This window comes from Bartonella sp. AA86SXKL, assembly GCF_042196885.1.
In genome coordinates, this window is sequence record NZ_JBHIRE010000048.1 from 1 (window position 1) to 4,156 (window position 4,156).

At 37.2% G+C, this 4,156-nt stretch carries 5 protein-coding genes and 2 pseudogenes; 2 read left to right on the plus strand and 5 right to left on the minus strand.

Translation table 11 applies throughout. From position 1 onward, the window contains the following. Positions 1–161: 161 nt before the first annotated feature. Complete coding sequence (locus ACFIO5_RS09275; protein WP_375610735.1) at positions 162–1,208, plus strand: Fic family protein; 1,047 nt, start codon at positions 162–164, stop codon at positions 1,206–1,208. Between the two features lie 63 nt (positions 1,209–1,271). On the opposite strand, the gene ACFIO5_RS09280 is transcribed toward ACFIO5_RS09275, so the two are convergent. The 3 genes from ACFIO5_RS09280 to ACFIO5_RS09290 are packed head-to-tail and all read right to left on the minus strand — an operon-like array spanning position 1,272 to position 2,504. Continuing rightward, positions 1,272–1,550, minus strand: a complete 279-nt coding sequence (locus ACFIO5_RS09280) for a hypothetical protein (RefSeq protein WP_375635103.1) — start codon at positions 1,548–1,550, stop codon at positions 1,272–1,274. Continuing rightward, a complete protein-coding gene (locus ACFIO5_RS09285) occupies positions 1,547–2,308 on the minus strand; it encodes a phage antirepressor KilAC domain-containing protein (RefSeq protein ID WP_375633229.1) in 762 nt (253 codons plus the stop codon). The genes ACFIO5_RS09280 and ACFIO5_RS09285 overlap by 4 nt, the downstream gene beginning before the upstream one ends. Further along, on the minus strand, positions 2,301–2,504 hold the full coding sequence (locus tag ACFIO5_RS09290) for an Arc family DNA-binding protein (RefSeq protein WP_004859798.1): 204 nt from the start codon (positions 2,502–2,504) through the stop codon (positions 2,301–2,303). Before ACFIO5_RS09290 ends, ACFIO5_RS09285 begins: the two co-directional genes overlap by 8 nt. Positions 2,505–2,579: 75 nt before the next feature. Between ACFIO5_RS09290 and ACFIO5_RS09295 the strand changes: the two genes are divergently transcribed. Beyond that, on the plus strand, positions 2,580–2,804 hold the full coding sequence (locus ACFIO5_RS09295; protein WP_375612370.1) for an Arc family DNA-binding protein: 225 nt from the start codon (positions 2,580–2,582) through the stop codon (positions 2,802–2,804). Positions 2,805–2,819: 15 nt separating this feature from the next. Here the strand turns inward: ACFIO5_RS09295 and ACFIO5_RS09300 are convergent. Together ACFIO5_RS09300 and ACFIO5_RS09305 are read right to left on the minus strand one after the other, a co-directional pair. Beyond that, positions 2,820–3,272, minus strand: a pseudogene (locus tag ACFIO5_RS09300) (Rha family transcriptional regulator); the annotation flags it as partial. 582 nt (positions 3,273–3,854) lie between these two features. Beyond that, positions 3,855–4,156 (minus strand): annotated as a pseudogene (locus ACFIO5_RS09305) (hypothetical protein); the annotation flags it as partial.

A 4,156-nucleotide genomic window follows, 5' to 3' on the forward strand; every position in this document is an offset into this window, starting at 1 on the left:
TTATGTGAAACACCCATCTTCTTCGCAAACGCACGAACCGATAGACCCTTACGATTCTTCTTATTCATAGTTGCTCCTTGCTTTTTCTCTGCCATAAGAAGTAAGAGTTTACGGTGTTACGAATGATTGACAATCGGGTATAATCGGGTATATATTCCGGTATGAAAACAGATACACTCCAAATTACACAAGAATTGTTGGCTCTCATTGCTGAAATTGATGAGTTCAAAGGGGCATGGCGCGCACTTGGTACTCTTGCCCCTGAAAGATTGAACGCCCTTCGCCATATTGCTACTGTTGAAAGTATTGGATCTTCTACACGCATTGAAGGGAGTAAGTTAACAGACCGCGAAATCGAACAGCTTTTGGTAAACTTAGAAATTAAACGTTTCAAGAGTCGTGATGAACAAGAAGTTATCGGTTATGCCAAGGTTATGGAAACAATCTTTCAATCTTGGAGTGATATTTCTATTACTGAAAATCATATTAAACAACTTCATCGTGATCTTTTGTGTAATAGTGAGAAAGATCAACGACATCGAGGTGAATATAAGACTTTACGCAATGATGTAGCAGCATTTAATTCTCAAGGGAAAATGGTTGGCATTGTTTTTGAAACAGCTACACCATTTGATACACCATACCGAATGCAAGAGCTTATTACTTGGTTCAATAAAACCAATGAATTAAAGGATCTTCATCCTTTACTTACGATTGGTATTTTTAATGTAACATTTTTAGCTATTCATCCTTTTCAAGATGGAAATGGACGTTTAAGCCGTATCTTAACCACCCTTCTTTTGTTACAAAAAGGTTATGTTTATGTACCATATTCATCACTTGAAAGCATTATTGAGAATAATAAAGAAAGCTATTACTTAGCTCTGAATCAGACTCAAAAAACAATTTATACTAAAACACCCAATTGGGAGCCTTGGATACTCTTTTTTTTACGTGCTCTACAAAAACAAAAACGCCAATTAGAAATAAAAATAGAGAGTGAAAAAAATGCTCTTTTTTCCTTATCTGAATTGGCTCTTAATATTCTTGATTATGTGCGTAATCACGGACGTGTTACAACCCGCGATATGGTGCGTGAGGTTGGTGCAAGCCCTAATACACTTAAAGTAACTTTTACATCATTAGTTGAAAAAGGTCTTTTGATACGTCATGGTGGTGGACGATCAACTTGGTATAGCGCACCTTAATTTTATTGCCTTCTTAACCACCTCCCCATTTTGAGAACGGGGAGGAGAGTTCTGTTTTTGAACTTAAGCAACCTTTTTAATGGGGCTCTCCAAATCAGGTTCATAAGCTTTCAACAAAGGCTCCATAATCGGAGGAGGTTTTAAAGACCCAAAATTTGTAATCATTGCTAAAATCCTGAGTGCATTTGGCGATTCATCTTGAAGTTTTAAAATCACAGCTTCTTCTATTGCATTCATGGTCTCAATGAGGGCATTAAAAGTCTTATCTTCAACATCATCACGATCAGAAAACTGATACAATGCCATCCACAAATCACATAAGAAGTCTATACTGGTATTCATTGCACACCTCCATGGATTTGTTCTCTCAAACAAGCTAATCCTTTTGGTGTAATTTTTGTTGAAGGGAGCACTTTTTCTGTACCATCAGGTCTTTGAATGGTAATAGCAGGACAATCCATAAATCCTTTCTTGATCTTGTCCTGATAAGGTAACAGTGGCGCTCCTGGAGCACGCCGATACACCCAATCATGTTTACGCAAGTAATCAGTTAAATCCTTTGGTCGTACCTCTAACATCTTTGCTGCTTCTATCAAACCGAACAGCCCATCAGAACGTTTTAAACCTTCCAAAGCCTCTGCTTTTGGAGCTAATTTAGCAATGATATTGTCTTTCCGCTCGTTTTCATCTTTTAAATGCGTTAAGACACCAAGCATTACTGCTGGACTGGAGTAGTCAATCGATTGAACATAGGATTGCTTTATCTCGCCCCTACGCCATGCAACAAATAATTTAATAAGCATATAACGGACTTGAGAAGATTTTTCTGTATTCGATAATGTCGCAATCAATAACGCCTGCTCTTCGTTAAGCCAATATTCTGTTACGTTATTGCCCTTTATTACGTGCGCCACAGTGGCGCACCTCCCAAACCGTTCTATTTCTTGCATATTTCTTGTAATTAATTTTCTAACGTCACGTGTACGAACAAACCCTAATTTTTCTGCTAAATCCACATCGCGAACACGAGGCTCGTTTTCGACTTCTCGTAATTTGATTAATTTGTCTTTATTGATAGGTAAGTATGTGCTATTATTCATTGTAATTGACCTCTTTCAGGTTAGTTAGATGTAAAGCGTTAGAGAGAGTTTTTGCGGACTTATGCTCTAGCGCTTTTTCTTTTTTGAGAATGTTAATTATTTCAGATGAAAGAGAGCGATCATTCTCAGTCGCCCGATTAAACAACCACTCCTTTAATGTATGTGGCATATTTATTTTATATTGGATCGTTTTCATTTTACCTCCATATGCACATATTTAGTACCATAAAGGTACCTTGTGTCAAGTGTATTTTAGGTATATTTTAGGTGCATGACAAAAAAAGATCGTGTGCAATTTAAATTTCTCATTCCAATTGAACTGAAAAATCAATTGGAAGAGCTTGCTGAGGCAAATCATCGTAGCCTTACGGGTGAAATTCTTGCTCGTTTAGAAGATTCTGTCCGCACTACCGTTACATTAAATCACCTACTGGCAATGAATTCAGAAGATCTCAAAAAGCTCCTTGAACAACTACTCGTGAATAAAAAACAATAAGATGCCACACATAGCCCCCTCAGAACGCTTTAAGCCTTCAAGCGCTTCTGCTTTTGGTGCTAATTCTGCAATAACATGATCTTTCTGCTCTATTTGACTTTGTAAGTGATTCAAAACACCAAGTAATGCCTCCGGTTTAGAGTAGTCAACTTGTGGTGTGGCTACCTGTTTTTCTAATTCTTGCCAGCGGTCAATGATTTTGGCTCGTAAAGCAGTGCTGTAACCAGAAACAAGAATTAAACATTCACGTTTGGGTAAATTATAACAAGGGCGTGTTTTTCCTTGTTCATCAATATAACTGCTTAAAAACTTAGCCGGCTCAAATTTGAGCTCGCTAAATATTTGTTTAATGTCTCGCATAACATTTTTATGCTTCTTACTACATACCCCCGCAATTTCACGACTCGACATAGTCTGAGTGGTAGCACTATTAGCAACACTTTCTGTAATTTTTATAAGAGTGTTCATTATGAACTCATAGATGTTAGAGGTTTTCATTGATACCTTTAAAAGGTATCGGGTGCTGAAAACACGGCATCTAGTCCGTCGTTACGCTTTCCCCATAAGGGTATTGTATAGCGTAACTACACCCGATGAGGTCATTATACACTTGTCGCATATAATGAGTCAAAGCCTTTGCAATGCACAGAAGATCGATTATTTCGGCAATCAATCCGCTAGATGTTTTAAGGTGTTTTCAGGCACCTGATTCGAAAATATATATAAACGCAACAATGTCAAGAATAAAAATAATTTTTATCTAAAAATAATCGCGTACTGTACAGTACACACACTGAAATCATTATTTATCAATGAGTTAAGTGTACAATGTACAGTCAATTTGAAAATTCTATCGCTAGCGATAGTTCGCGCTCGCCTGCCCCGCAACGAAGCCAACCCGCTGAGAAGTACCTTTTGCATTGATTTTATTGATTTTTTTATGAAAAAACAAAGCATAAGTGATAATCTGTTTTTAAAGTTGCAATAAGAATATGTAATTCCTAAACTCATAAGGATATGGAATATATAGATAAAGCTTGAGAACATGATCTAGCCTTTCTTATTAGCAGCGTATTCTTGACGAGAAAGTTGTCTCTGTATGTTTTTGGTTAATCTTTCATTGGCATATTATGCAATAGCACTTGCAATCTCTGGTTTGGACATCATTCCAGCAATTGAGGGTCCTTCTTGTTTTGCAATAGGGAATTGATCTCCATCGGCTCTTTGAAAAACATTACCATTCAGCTTTTTTAATTCAACACACTTTGGAAAGCACCCACCTTTGATAAAAGCATGGGGTAAGATTTCTTTCTTTCCAAACAGTGTGTAAGTTACGCCGCGTTTTGTTTCTC

Excerpts from the sequence above, each read along its gene's own strand:
- ACFIO5_RS09275 (WP_375610735.1), top strand. The coding sequence starts at position 162 with ATGAAAACAGATACACTCCAAATTACACAAGAATTGTTGGCTCTCATT.
- ACFIO5_RS09280 (WP_375635103.1), bottom strand. The coding sequence starts at position 1,550 with ATGAATACCAGTATAGACTTCTTATGTGATTTGTGGATGGCATTGTAT.
- ACFIO5_RS09285 (WP_375633229.1), bottom strand. The coding sequence starts at position 2,308 with ATGAATAATAGCACATACTTACCTATCAATAAAGACAAATTAATCAAA.
- ACFIO5_RS09290 (WP_004859798.1), bottom strand. The coding sequence starts at position 2,504 with ATGAAAACGATCCAATATAAAATAAATATGCCACATACATTAAAGGAG.
- ACFIO5_RS09295 (WP_375612370.1), top strand. The coding sequence starts at position 2,580 with ATGACAAAAAAAGATCGTGTGCAATTTAAATTTCTCATTCCAATTGAA.